At 59.7% G+C, this 19757-nt stretch carries 16 protein-coding genes; 13 read left to right on the top strand and 3 right to left on the bottom strand.

Annotated features, from left to right (window positions below; all coding sequences use genetic code 11):
* Positions 1-175 precede the first annotated feature (175 nt).
* Together PH558_RS06305 and PH558_RS06310 are read left to right on the top strand one after the other, a co-directional pair.
* The gene (locus PH558_RS06305) at positions 176-1006 is read left to right on the top strand and encodes an MBL fold metallo-hydrolase (protein ID WP_095437112.1); all 831 of its coding nucleotides are present in this window, start codon (positions 176-178) and stop codon (positions 1004-1006) included.
* Positions 1007-1085: 79 nt separating this feature from the next.
* The gene (locus tag PH558_RS06310; protein WP_285202787.1) at positions 1086-1523 is read left to right on the top strand and encodes a VOC family protein; all 438 of its coding nucleotides are present in this window, start codon (positions 1086-1088) and stop codon (positions 1521-1523) included.
* Between the two features lie 14 nt (positions 1524-1537).
* Here PH558_RS06310 and PH558_RS06315 read toward each other — a convergent pair whose 3' ends face one another.
* Together PH558_RS06315 and PH558_RS06320 are read right to left on the bottom strand one after the other, a co-directional pair.
* The gene (locus PH558_RS06315; protein ID WP_285202791.1) at positions 1538-2284 is read right to left on the bottom strand and encodes a polysaccharide deacetylase family protein; all 747 of its coding nucleotides are present in this window, start codon (positions 2282-2284) and stop codon (positions 1538-1540) included.
* Entirely contained in the window at positions 2274-3371 is a 1098-nt protein-coding gene (locus PH558_RS06320; protein ID WP_285202793.1) for a glycosyltransferase family 4 protein, read from the bottom strand. The genes PH558_RS06315 and PH558_RS06320 overlap by 11 nt, the downstream gene beginning before the upstream one ends.
* A 304-nt stretch (positions 3372-3675) precedes the next feature.
* Between PH558_RS06320 and PH558_RS06325 the strand changes: the two genes are divergently transcribed.
* Together PH558_RS06325 and PH558_RS06330 are read left to right on the top strand one after the other, a co-directional pair.
* Positions 3676-5400: an adenylate/guanylate cyclase domain-containing protein gene (locus tag PH558_RS06325; protein WP_285203782.1), complete on the top strand. Its 1725-nt coding sequence runs from the start codon at positions 3676-3678 to the stop codon at positions 5398-5400.
* Between the two features lie 69 nt (positions 5401-5469).
* Positions 5470-6348, top strand: a complete 879-nt coding sequence (locus tag PH558_RS06330) for an FkbM family methyltransferase (protein WP_285202794.1) — start codon at positions 5470-5472, stop codon at positions 6346-6348.
* A gap of 2 nt (positions 6349-6350) precedes the next feature.
* Here PH558_RS06330 and PH558_RS06335 read toward each other — a convergent pair whose 3' ends face one another.
* Entirely contained in the window at positions 6351-6830 is a 480-nt protein-coding gene (locus PH558_RS06335; RefSeq protein ID WP_285202797.1) for a class I SAM-dependent methyltransferase, read from the bottom strand.
* Between the two features lie 143 nt (positions 6831-6973).
* Between PH558_RS06335 and PH558_RS06340 the strand changes: the two genes are divergently transcribed.
* The 9 genes from PH558_RS06340 (at position 6974) to PH558_RS06380 (ending at position 19728) form a co-directional block, all read left to right on the top strand.
* Positions 6974-8149: a DUF3095 domain-containing protein gene (locus tag PH558_RS06340; RefSeq protein WP_285202798.1), complete on the top strand. Its 1176-nt coding sequence runs from the start codon at positions 6974-6976 to the stop codon at positions 8147-8149.
* A gap of 362 nt (positions 8150-8511) precedes the next feature.
* The gene (locus PH558_RS06345; protein WP_095437105.1) at positions 8512-9849 is read left to right on the top strand and encodes an adenylate/guanylate cyclase domain-containing protein; all 1338 of its coding nucleotides are present in this window, start codon (positions 8512-8514) and stop codon (positions 9847-9849) included.
* Between the two features lie 160 nt (positions 9850-10009).
* Positions 10010-11917 (top strand): ABC transporter ATP-binding protein, encoded by a 1908-nt coding sequence (locus PH558_RS06350; protein ID WP_285202802.1) that lies wholly within the window; start codon positions 10010-10012, stop codon positions 11915-11917.
* Complete coding sequence (locus PH558_RS06355; protein ID WP_113407422.1) at positions 11914-13830, top strand: ABC transporter substrate-binding protein; 1917 nt, start codon at positions 11914-11916, stop codon at positions 13828-13830. The genes PH558_RS06350 and PH558_RS06355 overlap by 4 nt, the downstream gene beginning before the upstream one ends.
* Complete coding sequence (locus PH558_RS06360; RefSeq protein WP_095437102.1) at positions 13823-14821, top strand: ABC transporter permease; 999 nt, start codon at positions 13823-13825, stop codon at positions 14819-14821. The genes PH558_RS06355 and PH558_RS06360 overlap by 8 nt, the downstream gene beginning before the upstream one ends.
* On the top strand, positions 14818-15993 hold the full coding sequence (locus tag PH558_RS06365) for an ABC transporter permease (RefSeq protein ID WP_113407423.1): 1176 nt from the start codon (positions 14818-14820) through the stop codon (positions 15991-15993). The genes PH558_RS06360 and PH558_RS06365 overlap by 4 nt, the downstream gene beginning before the upstream one ends.
* A 101-nt stretch (positions 15994-16094) precedes the next feature.
* Positions 16095-17309: a glycosyltransferase family protein gene (locus tag PH558_RS06370; RefSeq protein WP_285202807.1), complete on the top strand. Its 1215-nt coding sequence runs from the start codon at positions 16095-16097 to the stop codon at positions 17307-17309.
* A 17-nt stretch (positions 17310-17326) separates the two neighbouring features.
* Positions 17327-18586 carry a glycosyltransferase family 4 protein gene (locus PH558_RS06375; RefSeq protein ID WP_095437099.1) on the top strand — a complete coding sequence of 420 codons (1260 nt, stop codon included), beginning with the start codon at positions 17327-17329 and terminating at the stop codon, positions 18584-18586.
* On the top strand, positions 18583-19728 hold the full coding sequence (locus tag PH558_RS06380; protein ID WP_285202811.1) for a glycosyltransferase family protein: 1146 nt from the start codon (positions 18583-18585) through the stop codon (positions 19726-19728). Before PH558_RS06375 ends, PH558_RS06380 begins: the two co-directional genes overlap by 4 nt.
* Positions 19729-19757: the final 29 nt, after the last annotated feature.

The following is a 19757-nucleotide window of genomic DNA, read 5'->3' on the forward strand; positions in this document are numbered from 1 at the left end:
TTCATACCTATATTAGGTCTGTGCGATCCGTTGGCGGCAATCCGCCCAACGATCTGTGTCGGCTGGCCGATGAGATCCAGTTTTTACCACTGCACGACTTTTAGAAATTGCTGGCTTCGCACGATAGCAAAAGTGTGCTTTTTTTGACCGAAAGGGGAATGGTGTAAAAACTTCCATGAACAACGATAGTTTTGAGCTGAAATTTTGGGGCGTGCGGGGGAGCATCCCTGTATCGGGACCGGAATTTGAGCGGTACGGCGGTAACACGTCGTGCATTGAGTTACGGCATGACGGCAGGCATATCTTATTCGACGCCGGAACGGGTTTGCGTGAAGCGGCCGCGTCTCTTGCCAAGGAGGAGGTCCGCAACATCGATCTCTTCTTTACCCACTCCCACTACGATCACATCATCGGTTTGCCTTTCTTCAACGCGATATACGATCCGCGCGTCAGCGTCGATCTGTGGTCGGGCCATCTGGCGGGCAAGACGACGACGCGGCAGCTGATCGGCCAGTTCATGCGGCCGCCATGGTTCCCCGTCGAACCCGATATCTGTCGCGCGGCGATGAATTTCCGTGATTTCGCCGCCGGCGATACGTTGAAGCCACATCCGGGCATCGTCATCCATACCACGAGGCTGAATCATCCCGGCGGCTGTATCGGCTATCGTATCGAATGGGCGGGCCGGGTGATCGCCATGGTCTATGATACCGAGCATGTGGCAGGCAAACTCGATGAGGCGGCGCTTGAGCTAATGGCGGATGCAGATCTTGCCATCTACGATGCGACCTATCTCGAAACGGAGATGCAGAAATATCTGGGTTTTGGCCATTCCACATGGCAGGAGGGCATCAAGCTCGCCAAGAAGGCTGGCGCCAAGCGGCTTGCCATGTTCCATCATGCGCCCGGCCGCACGGATCGCGAACTGGATGACATGCAGCGCGATGCGCAGAAGAGCTTCCCCGAGGCGTTCTTCGCCTTTGACGGGCAATCGCTGCAGCTCTGAGAGGCCGTTGGCGGCGAACATCCATTGTTAGATCAGGCGACAGCTTGTAGGCTGGACCGATGCCCTGGAGGTTGCAAGCATGGCCGTCAAACGGATGGATAATGTCGGAATCGTCGTCGAAGACCTGGCAGGGACGATTGATTTCTTTCGCGAACTTGGCCTTGAGCTCGAAGGGCAGGCCACGATCGAAGGAGAGTGGGCCGGGCGTATCACCGGCCTGGGCGATCAGCGCGTCGAAATTGCCATGATGCGCACGCCTGATGGTCACAGTCGGCTCGAGCTCTCCCGTTTCCTTGCGCCGCCTGTCGTCGCGGATCATCGCAATGCCCCGGTCAACGCTTTGGGTTATCTCCGCGTCATGTTTGCCGTGGACGACATCGACAACACCCTTGAAAGGCTTCGCATGCGCGGCGCGCAGCTCGTTGGCGAAGTCGTCCAGTATGGCAACGCATATCGGCTCTGCTATATCCGCGGGCCTGAAGGCCTGCTCATCGGGCTCGCCCAGGAACTCGGCTGAGCGTAATACGACACCTAGTGTATGAAATGGTTGATCGGCCGCCATTCGATGGCGGCATGATCAGCCGTCTCCCTGAACAGGGTCTCGACGAAATCCCAGGCGAGATCGTCGTGGGCGAGATGGTGTGTCATCACTCCGATCGGTTCGTCGTGGCCGTCGAAACGGATCCGGAGTTCTTCCACGAGACGCCCGATTACTTCGGCATGCGGCAAACCACCACGTACGCCGTGCCATCTCATGATGTCGATATGGGTGTTGATCAAGCCGATGGGGGCCTGTTTTGCCAATCCAAAAACGGAGACGGCACGATAGCCGAAGGGGGCGAGATGCGGCAGCAGCGCATCATCGATCCGGTTCCACGGCGGGACCAACAGCGGCACGAACTGTTGTGGGTAAAGGGTCTTCAGCTTATCGAAGCCGCGGTGCAGCTCGTCGAGCACGATCGACTGCGGCCGATGCAGACCGAGCTCCTGCTTTTTGGTTTCCTCAGGAGCATAGTTTTGATGCGTCCAGCCATGCACCGTGGCGGTGATGTGGCTTTCCCGCTTTAGGCGCTCGGCGAGTGCCTCGCCCGTCGGTCCCGGAATGATCGCCAGAGCCATCGGCACGTCGAAACGATTGGCAAGCGACAGAAGCCGGTCGAGGGCAGGGGTCGGCTCGATGGCGTCGTCGTCGCGGAACCAGAATTTTACCTTCCGTCCTGCCTCGCTCCATCGCCGCAGCTCGTCACGCAGGGGCTGCCAATCGGCTCTATCGCTCATAATAGGTGTCTCCCAGATGGTTTCGAAGAATGGTTTCCAACCGCTGCGACGCGGCGGTCAAGGAACGCTCCCGATGCACGAAGTGATAGGCTGCGTCTGCCATGCTCTGCCGCAGGTTCTGATCGTTCAAAAGTCGAGCGATAGCACCGGCATAGGCCGTGATATCGCCTTCCGTTGTCAAAAGTCCCGTCCTGTCCGCCATCACCACCTCAGGCACGCCGGCCGTTGCCTGCGCGACGACGGGCAGGCCCGCCGCCTGCGCCTCCAGATAGGCGAGGCCATAGGCTTCGTTGCAGCCGGGCCAGACATAAAGGCCGGCGGTTGCCAGTTCTTGCGCGATCTCTGTGGTGGAACGCTCTCCGCGCCAGATGATGCGGCTTTCGCCGAATGTGGAAAACAACGACCTTGCCTCGGCCCACATCGGCCCATCGCCGATGATGGTGAGGGTCCAATCCTGATCGCGGATAAGATCGAGCGCGCTCGCCAGCATGGCGTAGCTGTCAAACTTGTCGCCCTTCCGCAACATCGCCACGGCAATCAGCCGTCGCGGATCGGGGGAGGAGCGTGCAAAGGGCGCAGTATCGATGAAGGGAAGGAAGCGCTCGTAGCGGCCATCGGGGATCGCATCGAGCAAACCGATCCGGTCGCGCTCGGTAAAGCACAGATTGACGGCCGCCAGCCTTACCGCATCGGCGATAAGGCGCTGGTTCTCGCTCCAGCCAGTCTCGTCATGACGGCGGGAATAGGAAGCCTCGGCCGTGACATAGGGGATATTAAGCCTCCTGGCGACGAACGGGCCGATGAGATCGGGCGTCTTGTAATAGGGATGATAGGTGAACCACAGATCAGGCGCTGCCTCGCTTTGCCAGCGCTCGATCAGGCGGCCTGCTTCGGCTTGCGCCTGTCGGGCGATTTCCATACGTGGGCCGGCTTCCGGGGTGGGCGTGAAGCTGCGCAATTCGGAAGCGACTTCGACTTGATGTCCCGCCATCTTCAATGCTGCGATGATCTGGCGGGCCATCAGCCGGTCACCGGACGGGACCGAATGGGCAGGTGACTTCAAGGGAGCGTAAAAGGCAATCTTCATGATGTCGTCACACGGTTGACGATTAAGTGATGGCAGGAACCCGAATCGTGAAAAGATTGCCCGAATTCCGACCGGTTGCGTGACAATAAGGTCCCTGCTTCAAAAAGCCGCATCCTCGACAGTATGCGGCGTTGCGGCTACTGCATAATTCCTTAAATCGGAATCGATTTGAGGATAAAATTATGCAGCAGGTTAAAAGTGCTACAGCGATCTTTGCGTGTCATATATGACGCGCGGCGCTGTAGATGAATAGGCGATAGCCGTTTTCGGATCTGTTGTGAACGGGCAATATACATTGGGTTTGATGACCATCGAGGCAAGAAAGCCAATCATAACCGATCGCCTCGTGCGAAAGCTCCGTCTCGGCTCCGGTCTGATCGTTTTTGCTTTCGTCATCATGCATCTGGCCAACCATTCCCTCGGCCTGATCTCGCTCGGCATGGCCGAACATGCGCAGCGTTGGTTCATGGCGGTTTGGCGCAATCCGGTCGGAACCGTGCTGCTCTATGGGGCGCTGATCCTGCATATCCTGCTCGTGCTGCGAATGCTCTACAAGCGCAGGACGCTTGTCATGCCCGCCGGCGAAGCTTTTCAGATCGTCACCGGTCTGCTGGTCCCCCTACTGCTGATCGACCATATCGTTGCGACACGCATTGTCCACGAGGTCTACGGCTATCACGACACCTATAAGGCGGTCGTGCGCAGCCTGTGGGTGACGTCACCATTCAACGGTGTGCGCCAGTCGCTCGTGCTTATGATCGTCTGGGTTCATGGGTGTATAGGCGTTCATTTCTGGCTGCGCTACCGCCCCTGGTACACGGCGATCGCGCCGGTCGTGCTATCGCTTGCCATCGTTTTGCCGGTTCTCGCGTTGCTCGGCTTTGCCGCAATGGGCAAGACCGTGGTGCATGAGGTCGCCCAGGAGGATGAGCGCGGCTATCCCGGCGGCTATTACAGCGACATGCGAAGCTTCGGCGAGTCGGGCTCGGCGCCTGGCAGTAAAATGGCGGAAGACTTGTGGCCGTACCGCGCCGGATTCTATGGCGCCTTCAGCCTGTCGATCGCCGCTCTTTTCGCCTTCCGCGCGCATCGCAGGCTAAGAGAGCGGCAATATCAGGCCGCCATTCGTTACCCGGGCGGGGAAGTCGTGCACGCGCCGCGTGGCTTCAGCGTGCTCGAGGCAAGCCGTCTCGGCGGCATCCCCCATTATTCGGTCTGCGGCGGCAAGGGGCAATGTTCCACCTGCCGCGTGCAAATCATCGAGGGGGCGGAAAACCTGCCGCCGCCTGAGCCGTTGGAGCAGAAGACCCTGAACCGTATCGGCGCCACGCCGGATGTCAGACTTGCCTGTCAGCTGCGTCCAACCGGAAACGTCAGTGTTGTGCCGCTGCTGACGCCGATGGCCGAGGCGACAATTCCGGTCTATAGCCAAGCGGCAAGTCCCGGCCGCGAGCGGGAGATCGTCGTCTTCTTCTGCGATCTGCGTCATTTCACGTCGTTGACGGAATCGAGGCTGCCCTTCGACATCGTTTTCCTGCTCAATCGCTATTTCGCCATCGTCGGCCGTATCGTTGAGGAAAATGGTGGCCGGATGGATAAGTTCATCGGTGATGGGGCCATGGCTCTCTTCGGCCTTCGCACGACCCCGAAAGAGGCCAATCGCCAGGCATTGAAGGCGGCGGCCGCGATCATCCGCGAGATCGACAAGCTCAGTGCGGAGCTCGCTGATGAACTGGCCGCCCCGCTCGAAATCGCCATCGGCATCCATACCGGCCTCGCTGTGGTAGGCTCGATGGGGTACGGCACCGTCAAGAACGTGACGGCGATTGGCGATACGGTCAATGTCGCCAGCCGCCTTGAAAGCGTCGCCAAGGAATTCAACACCGCGCTGGTCTTTTCGGAGCCGGTGGCGCAGCTTTCGGAAGCAGATATTGTCGGCACCGAAAGCCGCGAGATCGCCGTCAGAGGCCGGGGTGAGCCCTTGCGGGTCTATATCGTCTCGAAGGAGGCGAGCGCCCACTTTGCCTGATTTTCCGAGACCTGAGGCGCCGATCTCCGCCGTTTGCAATCGAACGGCGCTGGTGTAGGGATGGCGCTCATGTTCGACCGCAGGATTCTCACAAGAAAATACTGGAAGCGAGCCTTTCGCCGCAAACGCGATGCAATCGCCACGCGCCTCTTCGACACCAGGCTGGGCCGGGATATCCTGGTCAGTGCGATTGGGCCCCGCGTCAAGATGATGACGGTCGATTGCGGCGATCACGTCCTCAGTTTCTCGCCGGCCGACTACATCGGCCGCAAGGTTTTTCGCAAAGGGCATTTCGAGCGCGATCATGTCGACCGCCTGCTGAGCGTGTTGCGCGAGCGTGGCCTGCTGCGCAAAGGATCGGCACTCCTGGAGCTCGGCGGCAATATCGGCACGCAGACCTGCTATTTTGCCTTGAGCGGCGCCTATGACCGCATCGTCAGCGTCGAGCCGGACCCGCGCAATTTTCGCCTGCTGGAGGCCAACATCGCCGACAATGGCCTGCAGAAGATGGTGGCGGCGGTCAATTGCGCCGCCGGCGATCGCGAGGGGCAACTCGATTTCTATCTCAACCACAAGAATCATGGCAAGAGCAGCGCATTGCGGCAGAGCGCGGCCGACGAGAAGATCTCGGTGCCTGTCCTGCCGGTCGGCGATATTCTCCTGCAGGCAGGCGTCGATTCCGCCGATATCGGCCTGATCTGGATGGACATTGAGGGCTATGAGCCGGTTGCCTGCCGTTCGATGAGCGCGCTGATGGCCCGTAAAGTGCCACTTTATATGGAATTCACCCCGGCATTCTACGGCAAGGAGCAGACCAAAGACTTCATCGCCGATCTCGCCGGATACTATAGCGAATGTCTCGCCTTCTTCGAAGGCGGCGAGCGGATCATGAAGGTGGTCGAACTGCCGGTTGAAGGCGAACAGTTCGACCTACTGTTTCTGCGCTGAGCCTATTTGCGTCGATAGATGAAATAGCGGCCGTCCTTGACGGTCGACGGCAGGGGCAGCGCCTCGAGATCTGGATGATCGAGAGGAAGGCCGCTGACCGCAAGCCCGCCCGATGCCAGCACGCCAGCCATGATCTCGGGCAGCCAGGTCAATGTTATCGCATCCTTGTCTTCGTAGCCGGTGCCGATATCGGCATGGGCGAGCGAGGCATTGGAGCCGATGAAGGTTTTCGCCGTGTCCCTAATTTCGCCGAGTATAAGATCGTCGGCCGACGGCATCGAAGGGCCGTAGGCATTGACCGACCGGTCAAAGGCAATGATGCGGCGATCGGGAAAAAGTTCGCGCAGGTGATCGAAGGTGCGGCCATTGCCAAGACCGAGCTCCAGCACCGGGCCACCAAGCATTTTCACCTCGTTGGCAACGGTATTGAGGATATCGCGCTGCGCGCTGAGGCGGCGAATGAAACTATCGAGGCGGCTCATCGTATTTGAAGTATCCTTGGCGTCTTGTGCCTCTCCCGCAGTGGGCGTAGCACGGCAAGCATTGCGGCGTCGACCACCCGCTAGATTTTCGGCGCATTTGCTGTAGGGATAGATTGTCGCGGCGCTCAGTGAAGGGGGACATCATGGCCGAGCCATCCAATGATGATTTCTTCCATAAGCTTGCGGGTTTCACGCGTTTCGAAGGCGTGACGGACAGCGCCAATTACCGGCCCCTACCGGATGACTGGCTGATTGCGATCGCCGATATCGTCAGCTCCACGAAGGCGATTGCCGCCGGACATTACAAATCGGTCAATATGGCAGGCGCCAGCGTGATTTCCGCCGTACTCAACGCTTTGGACCGAGGCGACTATCCCTTCGCCTTCGGCGGGGATGGAGCATTGGTCGCCGTCCCACCTTCCGGCGCGGAACGGGCCAGACAGGCGCTTGCGGCGGTACGGGGCTGGGTGATGGAGGAGCTGCAGCTCGATCTGCGCACGGCTTTGGTGCCGATGGGCGCCATTCGCGGCGAGGGGTTCGACGTTCGGGTCGCCCGCTTCAGCCCGAGCGATTATGTTTCCTATGCCATGTTTTCCGGCGGTGGCACGAGTTGGGCGGAGCGGCAGATGAAGGCGGGCCGCTTCATCGTCGAGCCGATGCCGGCCAAGGTGGAACCCGATCTGACGGGTCTTTCCTGCCGTTGGAATCCAATCAAGGCGCAGAACGGCGAAATCGTCTCGATTATCGCCATTCCGGGCGACGCTGGAAGCGGTCCGAAATTCCAGCAACTGGTTGCCGATATCATTGCCATATCCGCGGAGCAGAGCCGCGACAGCCATCCCATCCCGGTCGAAGGTCCGACGCCGGCATTGAGCTTCGGTGGCGCCGATATCGAGGCGCGGGCTTTGGTCGCGCCGGCCAACCGCAGGTGGCGCAAGCTTGTTATCGATGCCCAGATCGTGCTTGTATGGGTTCTCGATAAGTTCGGGGTGAGGACCGCAACTTTCGATGCCAAGATCTACCGGCGTGATCTCGCGGCGAATTCCGATTTTCGCAAGTTCGACGATGGTCTGAAAATGACGATCGATGTCGACGCCGCGCATCTTGAGCGTATCGAGGCGCGCTTGCGTCAGGCCGAGGCGGAGGGTGTCTGCCGTTTTGGTCTGCATCGCCAGGATAGCGCGTTGATGACCTGTTTCGTGCCGACCCCGCTGATGCGCGACCACATGCATTTCATCGACGGGGCGAGCGGGGGTTATGCGATGGCAGCCATGGCGCTGCGGGAAAAGAGGCCGCCCGAGCTTGCCGCGGGCGTGTGATCTTCGATTGCCACGCGCAGCTGGCCATGGAGTTTCAGTCGCGATTTTTATCGACCCATTTCGGGTTAGCCCATTGTTTCAGCTGAATATGCGCCTTATCTGAAAGAGAACAAAACGGGAGTCGCCGGTTGCGACGGCTGTCGTTTTGCTGCATTTCTGGTGCGGGGGCGTGAGAGATGCAGTCGATTTTTCTGGTGCCTGCGCGATCCAGGGGTAGCATGGGAACGCGCTGGTGCCGTTGAATGATTGTTTCATCCAGCCTTGAACGATAGGCCGGAAATTCCGGAAGTGGGCGTCGGCGAAGAAGCCGATGCTTCATGGTCGGCGAGACATCGGGCATTGCAAGATAGGCCGCGGGGACAATGACTATCCATTCGAGTGTTTCTGATCTTCTTCTTGATAAAGTAGCGGAATGGCTGACGCAGGCGGCGCTCACGGGCGAAAACCTGGAGACCATCGTTCGCGGCTTCTGCGAACGCATGGCTGCGACGGGGATGCCGCTCAAGCGCGTGCATTTGACCTTTTCCATGCTTCATCCGCTCTATGATGCGCTCGGCTTTACCTGGCGGCGCGCCGGCGGTTTGATGATCGAGGGCTACCGGCATGGGAACGAGAAGCCGGAACGCTTCGTGCAGAGCCCCTACTATTACCTCCTGTCCAACAATCTTCAGCACCTGCGTCGCCGGATCGATGTCGACGGCGCGGTCGAATTTCCGATTTTTGAGGATCTGCGCAAGGAGAAGGTCACCGACTATATGGCCTTCGTGCAGACTTTCGGCGCGGGCTCTGTGCAGGGGATGATGGGTTCCTGGTCGACCGACAGCATCGGCGGTTTCAGCGAAGAGATGATCGGCGCGCTGATGCGCATGCAGAATCATCTGGCCATGGCCGCCAAGATGGCGGTCCTCGGCAAGCTCGCCAACAATATGTTGACCACCTATCTCGGCGGCGATGCGGGAAAGCGCGTGTTGAACGGCCAGATTCGCCGCGGCGACGGCGAGACGATCCGCGCGGCCCTCGTCATGGGCGACATGCGGCAATCCACAGTTTATGCCGAAAAGGAAGGGCGCCAGGCCTATATTGATACGCTCAATGAGTTCTTCGACGCGATCGCAGCGCCGTTCAATCGCAATGGCGGCGAAATCCTGAGCTTCCTGGGCGACGGATTTCTCGCCGTCTATCCATGCGGGCGGCACAAGGACCCGTCAAAGGTGGCTTGCGAAGCCGCACTTTCGGCCGTTTTCGAGGCGCAACGCCGTGTCAAGGCGCTCAACAGCGATCGCCAGTCGCGCAATTTGAGCGAAGTGCGCTACGGGATCGGCCTGCATGTCGGTAACGTCATGTTCGGCAATGTCGGCTTGAGGGACCGCTTGACGTTTTCCGCCTTCGGCGCGGCGGTCAACGAGGTCGAGCGTCTACAGTCGCTGACCAAGAAATATGCAACCGAAGTCGTCGCGAGCCAGGCTTTCTCAAGCTACACCGATTGCGAATGGGGGACGTTGGGAGAGGAAAAGCTGCGCGGTGTGCGCCAGCGCTTCACCGTCGTCTCCCCGAAAGCCGCGACGCCAGCCAATGGCGCACTCGAGATCTTTCAGGAGACGGCACCAGACAGCCTCTCGGAGGCCGAACAGGTCATTCTCTTGCATAGGGACGCCAAGAAGTTCGAGAGCCGTGTTCAAGTCGAAAACCTGACTCCGTGACTGCGCATGCCTCGCGCTTCAGCATAAGCCGATATATCACTGGAAAGGCGACAGTTTTTTTACAGTCTCCGCATTGCTTTGACCAGCTAGACACCCGTTATGGCCTACGTTAGTGTGCCGTCTAAGGCCACAAAGGTCATGTGAGCGGGAAGTAATATGTATGGCGTCAGGGACTGATCTACTGCGTATCGAGAACCTCGACGTCTCGTTTTCCCTTTACGGAGATAGTCTGCGCGTCGTCAAGAATGCCGGCTTGAGAGTGCTTCCGGGCAAGGTTACGGCGCTCGTCGGCGAATCCGGCTCCGGCAAATCGATCATCAGCCAATCGATCATGGGCATCCTCCCAACGGCGGCGAAGGCGACCGGCCGGATTCTGTTTACCGATCCGCTCAACGGTCAGACGACCGATATCCTCCAGCTGCCGCGCGACGGCGCCGCGATCCGCGGGCTGCGTGGCGCGCGCATGGCAAAGATCTTCCAGGAACCGATGACCTCGCTGTCGCCGCTACATACGGTCGGCAACCAGATCAGTGAAGCGCTTCGCATTCACAGCGCCGGCACCAGCAGAGCCGAGCAGCGCGAAAAGACGGAAGAGATGCTGAATCTCGTCGGCTTTCAGGACCCGGTTCGCACTTTCGACATGTATCCCTTCGAGCTTTCCGGAGGCATGCGCCAGCGCGCGATGATCGCCATGGCGCTGATCTGCAATCCGGCGCTGCTGATTGCCGACGAGCCGACGACGGCATTGGATGTCACCATCCAGGCGCAGATTCTCGGCCTGCTGCGCAATCTCCAGCAGACGTTCAACATGGCTATGCTGCTGATCACCCATGATCTTGGCGTCGTTGCGAATATGGCCGATGAGGTCGTGGTCATCTATCACGGCGAGATCATGGAAGCAGGTCCGGTCGATACGATCTTTCGTCAGCCTCAGCATCGTTATCTGAAGGCGCTGATGTCGGCGGTGCCGCATTTCGACATGAAGCCGGGAGAGCGATTAAAATCCTTGCGGGATGTCCCGGTCAATCTCGGTACCTTCTCCAGCAAGAAGAAGCTTATCGGCAGCGGTGTGCCGGCTGCGGGCACGGCGCCCGATGTCCTGCTCAGCGTACGCAATCTGACCAAGACCTACACCTCGAAGGCCGGCGGGCTGTTCGGGCGGAGGGATGGCATGAAGTTCCGTGCGGTCGATGATGTCAGTTTCGATATTCGCCGCGGCGAATGTCTCGGCCTGGTCGGGGAAAGCGGTTGCGGCAAGACGACCGTCAGCAAGATCCTGATGCGGGGTGTCACCGCCGATAGCGGTTCCGTCACCTTCGATGATGGCAGCGGCAAGATCGATGTGCTGGCCGTCAAGGGCGATGAATTGATGAATCTACGCACGAAGATCCAAATGGTTTTCCAAGACCCGGTCTCTTCGCTTTCCCCGCGCATGACCATCCGCAACATCCTGAGCGAGCCCCTGGAAATCCATGAGCGGGGCGATAGCGAGGAGCGCAAGGAGAAGGTCAAGGCGCTGATGCAGGCGATCGGGCTCGACAAGCACTATTTGAGCCGCTATCCGCACAGCTTCTCCGGCGGCCAGCGCCAGCGCATCGGAATTGCGCGCGCTCTGGCGCTAGGCCCGAAGCTTCTGATCCTCGACGAGCCCGTCTCGGCTCTCGACGTGTCCGTCCAGGCGCAGATCCTCAACCTCCTCAAGGACCTGCAGAAAGAACTCGGCCTGACCTATCTGTTCATTTCGCACAATCTCGCGGTGGTCGACTATATGGCCGATCGGATTGCCGTCATGGCGCGTGGACGCATCGTCGAAATCGCGCCGCGCGAGATCATCCTGCGCGATCCCGTTCATCCCTACACGCGCTCGCTGCTTGCGGCGGTGCCATTCCCCGATCTGGACCGGCCGCTGGATTTCTCCGCCCTGGGCAGCGAAGGCGCCGCAGCCAAGCAGAAATGGGGGCCGCAATTCTCCGAGGGAGCGGACGGAGATCTTGCCTATGCCGATTTGGGCGGAGGACATTTCGTGCGCGCCCGCCGGGGTCTCGGTGCCCAGGAGCTGCGCAAATGATCAATCGGCGCACCTTTCTCGGCCTTTTGGCCTCTACCGTTCTGCCTCAGCCCGTTCTCGCAGCCGACGTGGACAACGAGCCGGAATATTTCGCCGATTGGCTGAGGGCGGGTCAGATGCCGCACCTTGCCAAGCGCTTGCCGAAATTCCCCCGCATTGTCAATGTCGCGGCCATGGGCCGTACGCCGGGTCAATATGGCGGCTCCGTACGCACCATTGTCGGCAGCCAGAACGATATCCGCTTCATGACGATATATGGCTATGCCCGTCTCGTCGGCTATGACCGTACCCTGTCGTTGCAACCTGATATTCTGGAGTCCTTCACCTCCGTCAACGACATGGTTTTCACTTTCAAGCTGCGCGAAGGACATAAATGGTCGGATGGGCATCCTTTCACGGCCTATGATTTCCGCTATTGGTGGGAAGACGTCATCCTCAACAAGGAACTGACACCGGGCGGCGGCGCCTTGGAGTTGCGCCCGCACGGCAGCCTGCCGCGCTTCGAACTGCTCGACGAACTGACGGTGCGTTATTCCTGGGATGATCCTAATCCCGATTTCCTGCCGATCCTTGCGGCGCCACAGCCGCTCGTCATTGCCGGCCCTGCGCATTATCTGAAGCAGTTCCACAAGAAGTATCAGGACAGCATTCGCCTTTCTTCGCTGATGAAGGAAAACCGCGCCAAGAAATGGCAGGACCTTCATATCAAGATGGCCCGTTCCTACCGGCCTGAAAATCCCAACCTGCCGGTACTCGATCCCTGGCGCAACACGACCGCCCCACCGGCCGAGCAGTTCGTCTTCGAGCGCAACCCCTATTTCCATCGCGTCGACGAAAACGGCCGGCAGTTGCCCTACATAGACCGGATGATCCTGAACATCAGCTCTTCCGCGATCATCGCTGCCAAGACCGGCGCGGGAGAAAGCGATCTGCAGGCAAACGGCATAGATTTCAACGATTATACCTTCCTTAAGGAAGCGGAGAGGCTGCACCCGATCAAGGTCAATCTCTGGAAAGCGGCGCGTGGGTCGCGGGTCGCACTGTTTCCCAATCTGAACAGCGCCGATGCCGTATGGCGAGACGTTTTGCGCGATGTCCGGGTGCGGCGAGCCATGTCGCTGGCGATCAATCGCCATGAGATCAACATGGCCGTCTTCTATGGCCTCGGCACCGAAAGCGCCAATACGGTCCTGCCAGACAGCCCTCTCTTCAAGCCCGAATATGCGGCGGCCTGGATTGCGTACGATCCCGATCAGGCCAATGTATTGCTGGATGCCGCCGGTCTTGCCAAACGCGATGAAGACGGCGTTCGCCTGTTGCCGGACGGGCGGCGCATGGAGATCACGGTCGAAACACCGGGCGAGAGCCCGCTGGATGCGGACGTCCTGGAACTCGTCACCGATCACTGGCGCAAGGTCGGCATTGCGCTGTTTACTCGTGTATCGCAACGCGACATTTTTCGCAGCCGCGCCATGGGCGGGCGTATCCTGATGTCCTTGTGGTACGGCCTGGACAATGGCGTGGCGACAGCGGACATGAACCCGGCGGAACTGGCGCCGACAACCGACGACCAGATGCAGTGGCCGCTCTGGGGCATGTACTATCTTTCGCGTGAGACACAGGGTGTTGCACCCGATGTTCCGGAGGCGGCCAAACTCGTCAAGCTGCTTCACGAATGGGAGGCGGCCGCCTCTTCCTTCGAGCGCGCCGAGATCTGGCACGAAATGCTGTCGATCTATACGGACCAGGTTTTCTCCATCGGCCTCATCAACGCCACGCTGCAGCCGATCGTGCATTCGGCGCGCATGCAGAACGTGCCGGAGAAGGCGCTTTACGGTTTCGACCCAACCTGTTTTCTCGGTGTCTACATGCCGGATACCTTCTGGATGAAGGAGGATCGCCGGAATGCTTAGATATATCCTTTGGCGCATCGCGGTGATGATCCCGACCCTGATCGTCATTTCGATGCTGGTGTTCACGATTATCCAGCTTCCGCCTGGCGATTTCTTCGAAAGCCAGATCGCCGAGCTGCGCGCCCAGGGCGAGACGGCGAACCTTCAGGAGATCGAGAATCTTCGTCACGAATACGGCCTCGATCAGCCTATGCCGCTTCAATATGTCCATTGGGTTGCCGGAATGCTGCACGGCGATTTCGGCTATTCCTTCGAATATCAGCTGCCGGTTTCGGATGTCGTCGGCGACCGCTTGTGGCTGACCATTCTCGTATCGATGACGACGATTCTGGTGACCTGGCTAATCGCCTTCCCGATCGGCATCTATTCCGCCACCCATCAATATAGTTGGGGCGATTACGGCCTGACCTTCCTCGGCCTGCTCGGCATTGCCATCCCGAATTTCATGCTGGCGCTGATCCTGATGTATTTCGCCAATGTGTGGTTCGGCGTGTCGATCGGCCATCTGATGGATCAGCAGTATCTCTCGCAGCCGATGAGCTGGGAAAAGGCGCGCTCGATCCTGTCGCATCTGTGGATTCCGGTCATCATCGTCGGTACGGCAGGAACGGCGGGCATGATCCGCCGCCTTCGCGCCAATCTGCTCGACGAGATGCAGAAGCAATATGTCATCACCGCACGGGCCAAGGGGTTGCACCCCCTGAAGGCGCTGGTGAAATATCCGCTGCGCATGGCGCTGAACTTTTTCGTCGCCGATATCGGCTCCATCCTGCCGTCGATCATTTCGGGCGCTGAGATCACCGCCATCGTGCTGTCGCTGGAGACGACCGGCCCGATGTTGATCCGGGCCCTGCAAAGCCAGGACATGTATCTTGCCGGTTCATTTCTGATGTTTCTCGCCTTCCTCAATGTTATCGGCGTGCTGATCTCGGATATCGCACTCGGCTTTCTCGATCCCCGCATCCGCTTGCAAGGCAGGAGTACAAAGTGAGCGTATCCCTGCCAAAACCCGGTGCTCCCCTGGAGCATTACGTCTCGAACGCGGATTTCGATCCGGATCAGTTCGAAGCCATGTCCGCCGGCCAGCAGCGCTATTACATGGCTTCGCAGAAGAAGCTGATGTGGTGGAAGTTCAGAAAGCACAAGCTTGCGCTCGCCTCCGGCATCTTCCTGCTGCTCGCCTATGGCATGATCCTGATTGCGGAATTCCTGGCGCCCTACGGTCTGCACAGCCGAAATGTCGATTACATTCATTCGCCGCCGCAGATGGTTCATTTCTTCGACAAGGGCGAGTTCGTCGGACCGTTCGTCTACGGCCGGAAAATGACGCTCGATATCGATACGCTGCGCCGGGTCTATACCGACAATCGTTCGGACGTGCAGCCGATCCGTTTCTTCTGCCGCGGCGATTCCTATCGCTTCTGGGGCTTGGTGGATTCGAACCTTCATCTGGTCTGCCCTTCCGTCGGCGGGCAAATGTATCTGCTTGGAACCGATCGCCTGGGCCGGGACGTGCTGTCGCGCATTATTTACGGCGCACGCATATCCCTGACGATCGGGCTGATCGGCATAGCGATCAGCTTCGTGCTCGGCGTCGTCATCGGTGGTCTGGCGGGCTATCATGGCGGTCTTTTCGATCTCCTCGTTCAGCGCGTGATTGAGGTGCTGCAATCGCTGCCGAGCCTGCCATTGTGGATGGCGCTGGCGGCGATCATGCCCGTGAGCTGGAGTCCGATCATCGTCTATTTCGGCATTACCATCATTCTCGGCATTCTCGACTGGACCGGCCTTGCACGCGCCGTGCGCTCGAAGCTTCTGTCCCTGCGGGAGGAGGACTACGTGCTCGCCGCGCAATTGATGGGCGCAAGCACGCGCCGCATCATCGGCCGCCATCTCGTTCCCGGCTTCATGTCGCATCTCATCGCCACGGCGACGATCTCTGTTCCCAGCATGATTCTCGGCGAAACCGCCCTCAGCTTCCTCGGATTGGGGCTTCGCCCGCCAATCACGAGCTGGGGCATTTTGCTGACCGAGGCAAGAAGCGTCAGCGTCATCGCCTTCTATCCATGGCTCCTTTTCCCTATGATCCCGGTGATTTTGGTCATTCTGGCGTTCAACTTTTTAGGAGACGGCTTGCGCGATGCCGCCGATCCCTACAAATAGCAGGATGAACGGCGAAGACAGGATTGCAATTCGAGAAGCGGCCCGCGGATGTCGTTTGCCGATATACCGCGTATAACTTTCACCCCCAGAGGTTTTTGCCTATGAAGCGGCGCTTAGAAGATGCTCGAATCCTCATGTATAGCCATGACACATTCGGTCTCGGCCATCTGAGGCGGTGCAGAACGATTGCCCATGCGCTGGTCGAGGACTATCGCGGTTTGAACGTGCTGATCATTTCCGGTGCGACGATCGCGGGGGCATTCGATTATCGTGCTCGTGTCGATTTCGTCAAAGTGCCGAGCGTCATCAAGCTGCGCGACGGCGAATATACGTCTATGGCGAGCCATGTCGCGCTGCAGGAAACGCTGAAGATGCGGCAATCGATCATTCGCCACACGGCCGAAACCTTCCAGCCCGACGTTTTCATTGTCGACAAGGAGCCGATGGGGCTGAAAGGCGAAGTCGAGGAGACGCTGACCTATCTCAAGGCGCGCGGCACGACGCTCGTACTCGGCATGCGTGACGTCATGGATGCGCCGCATCTCCTGGAAGCCGAATGGAAGAAGAACAACGTCCTGCAGAAGATCGATCAGTTCTACGATCGCGTCTGGGTCTATGGCCCGCCGGACTTTCACGATCCGCTCGTCGGTCTCGACGTTCCCCCCGGCGTGCGCCGGAAGATGGAGTTCGTCGGCTTCCTGCAGCGCAGCGTTTCCACCCTGGGCACGAAGTCCGAACATGTGCCTGACGAGGATTATATCCTGGTGACGACTGGCGGCGGCGGCGACGGCGCCGATCTCGTCAGCGATGTCATTGCCGCTTTCGAGGAGGATAGCTCTCTCACACGGAAGACGTTGATCGTGCTCGGCCCCTATATGCCCGCCAAGGAACGCGGTCAGCTTTTGGAACGCGCCAGCAAGATCGACTGTCTGCAGGTCATCGAGTTCGACAACAAGATGGAAGAGCTGATCGCCGGCGCCAAGGCCGTTGTCGCCATGGGCGGCTATAATACCTATTGCGAGATCCTGTCCTTCGACAAGCCGGCGCTGATCATTCCGCGCACGCGGCCGCGTGAGGAGCAGCTCATCCGCGCGCAGCGGGCAAGCGAACTGGGCCTCGTCGACATGCTGCTGCCGGAAGAATCGGCCGATCCGAAGCAGCTTGCCGCTGCGCTGAAGCGCCTGCCGAACAGAGCGCCACCTTCGGCGAGCAACAGCAATATGCGCCTGGAAGGGCTCGTGCATATTTCGCGCACCGTCGGCGAATGGTTCGATGACCGCGAGCGCTATACGCCGCTATCGATCGTTGCCGAGTAGATCACCGGAACCTGTCGATGCCGAAGAAAATACTGGTGGTCCTGAAAGGCTATCCCCGCCTGTCGGAAACCTTCATCGCGCAGGAGCTGCTCGGCCTGGAGAAGGCCGGCTTCGACCTGACGCTGATTTCCATGCGCAAGCCTACGGACAAGAAGCGCCATCCCGTCCATGACGAGATCAAGGCGCGTGTCGTCTATCTGCCCGAATATCTGCACAACGAACCGTTGAGGGTGCTTCGCGCCTTCTTTGCTGGTATCGGCAAGCCCGGGTTCAAGCCGCTGCTGAAGCAGTTCTGGACCGATCTCAAGCGGGATATCACTCCGAACCGCGTGCGGCGCTTCGGTCAGGCCTTGGTGCTGGCGCATGAATGGCCCGATGGCGGCGAATGGCTGCATGCACATTTCATCCATACGCCGGCCTCGGTAACATCCTATGCCAGCATCATGACCGGTGTTCCGTGGACGTGTTCGGCCCATGCCAAGGATATCTGGACGTCACCGGACTGGGAGCTTTCGGAAAAGCTCGGCCGCGCCCGCTGGACCGTGACCTGCACGCGCACCGGTTTCGAGCACATGCGCGATCTGGTCGGAGCGGACGACAAGGTCCATCTGAGCTATCACGGTCTGGATCTGGATCGCTTCGGCTCCTTCACCGGCGAACATTCCAGCCGCGATGGCAAGGACGCTTCCGATCCCGCTTTTATCCTCAGCGTTGGACGTGCGGTGGAGAAGAAGGGATACGATGTGCTGTTGAAGGCGCTGGCATTGCTTCCCGGCGATCTCAACTGGTGCTTTACCCACATTGGCGGCGGCGATGGCCTGACGAAACTCAAGACATTGGCCGATACGCTTGGCATCGCCGACCGCATCGCCTGGAAGGGTGCGCTGGCACAGGAAGACGTGCTTGCCCATTATCGCCAGGCCGATATCTTCGCGCTCGCCTGCCGGGTGGCCGCCGATGGTGATCGCGACGGACTGCCGAATGTGCTCGTCGAGGCCTCGAGTCAGCGCCTTGTCTGCATCTCCACCGATGTCTCCGGCGTTCCCGAACTCCTCGAAGATGGTGCGAACGGCCTTGTCGTTCCTACGGAGAATCCGCAGGCACTCGCCGTGGCGCTGGAATCCGCCATTCGCAACCCGGCGCTGCGCCACAGGCTGGGCGAAGCGGCCGAAAGGCGGGTGCGCGAGCATTTTGACTATCACGCCAGCATCCGGCAACTGACGGGGCTGTTCGAGGAGCAATGGCAGAGAGAAGATCAATGGCGGAAATCCGCATGACAACCTCGCATGGCTCCCAGTTGCGGGTCTTTTTTTACGTTCAGCATCTGCTTGGCATCGGCCATCTGGCGCGGGCGAGCCGCATCGCCAGTGCGCTGGCGAAAGACGGCTGCCAAGTGACGGTGGTTACCGGCGGCCTGCCGGTAAACGGCTTCCCGGGGGCGGACGTCACCTCCGTTACATTGCCGGCCGTGGTTGCGAGCAGCGCCGGCTTCTCCGGTCTTGCCGATGAGTCTGGCAATGCCGCCGGCGAGGAATTCCTGTCTCGGCGCCGCGATTTGCTGCTGGAGGCGTTCCGGCAGGCGGCGCCCGATGTCGTCATCATCGAGGCCTTTCCCTTCGGTCGCAGGCAGATGCGTTTCGAGCTTATGCCGCTGCTCAATGCCATTTCTGAAGCCGATCCGAAGCCGAGGCTCTATACCTCGGTGCGGGACATTCTGCAGCAGCAGAAGAAACCGGGGCGCGACGAAGAGACGGTCGGCCTGCTTCGCGATCATTTCGATGGTGTGCTCGTCCATGGCGATCCGCATTTCGTCCGGCTGGAAGAGACCTTTCCCCTGACCGAGGCGATCGCCGACAAGATTGTCTACACGGGTCTTGTCGCACCCGCTTTGCCGCCGGAACCGGTCGAAATCTTCGACATCGTCGTTTCAGCCGGCGGTGGCGCTGTCGGACGCGACCTCATCCGCGCCTCGCTGGAAGCGGCAAGCCGCGTGGCAAGCGATCTCCGTTGGCTGTTGATCGCCGGGCCGAACCTGCCGGAGCGGGATTATGCAGAGCTCGCCAGCGACGCGCCCGGTAATGTCGAGCTGGTTCGCTTCCGCAAGGATTTTCCCTCTCTTCTGCGCGGCGCCGAGCTTTCGATTTCGCAGGCCGGCTATAATACGGTCGGCGATCTTCTCGTGGCCGGCTGCCGCGCCATTCTGGTTCCTTTCACCGCCGGCGGCGAGACGGAGCAATCCGTCCGAGCCGAGCGGCTGGAGAGATTGGGATTGGCATTGGCCTTGCCGGAAGCGGGATTGACGACGGACATACTGGTCGAGGCCGTGAGCATGGCGCTGTCCCGGCCCAAGCCAGGCAACCCGGATATCGATCTTGGCGGCGCCGCCAGAACTTCCGCCATTCTGCGTGGGGTCGGATAGCGACGTGCGCGGCTGATATCGGAGACATC

Origin of the sequence: Rhizobium pantanalense (assembly GCF_030182525.1) — a bacterium.
Classification (GTDB): Bacteria; Pseudomonadota; Alphaproteobacteria; order Rhizobiales; family Rhizobiaceae; genus Rhizobium.